Consider the following 457-nt stretch of genomic DNA (forward strand, 5'->3'; position numbering starts at 1 on the left):
TGGTGCCCGCGCAGATCATGCTGCTGGACAGTCTGCCACTGACCGCCAACGGCAAGCTCGACAAGCGCGCCTTGCCCAAGCCTGGCGTGGTCAAACAGCGCTACACCGCGCCAGTCGGCGAGATCGAGGAAAAGCTCGCCGCCGTGTGGGCGGATGTCCTCAAGCTGGAACAGGTCGGCAGCACCGACAACTTCTTCGAGCTGGGCGGCGATTCGATCCTCAGTCTGCAGATCATCGCCCGCGCCAAGCGTCAGGGCATCAAGCTCAGCCCCAAGCAATTGTTCGAAAGACAGACCATCGGCCAACTGGCTTCGGTGGCGAAACTGATTCAAAAGAAGCCCGCCTCCGTGGCGGAGCAGATCAGCGGTTCGTTGCCGTTGCTGCCGATTCAGGCGCGTTTCTTCGAGCTGGACATCCCCGAGCGTCAGCACTGGAATCAGGCGCTGATGCTCAAGCC

1 protein-coding gene is annotated in these 457 nt (G+C 61.7%); it reads left to right on the top strand.

The window, feature by feature from the left end; translation table 11 throughout:
- The coding region (locus AO388_RS04965; RefSeq protein ID WP_147460371.1) for a phosphopantetheine-binding protein at positions 1-457 on the top strand (457 nt) is incomplete at both ends.

Source organism: Pseudomonas sp. ICMP 10191, assembly GCF_001467335.1.
Classification (GTDB): Bacteria; Pseudomonadota; Gammaproteobacteria; order Pseudomonadales; family Pseudomonadaceae; genus Aquipseudomonas; species Aquipseudomonas cerasi.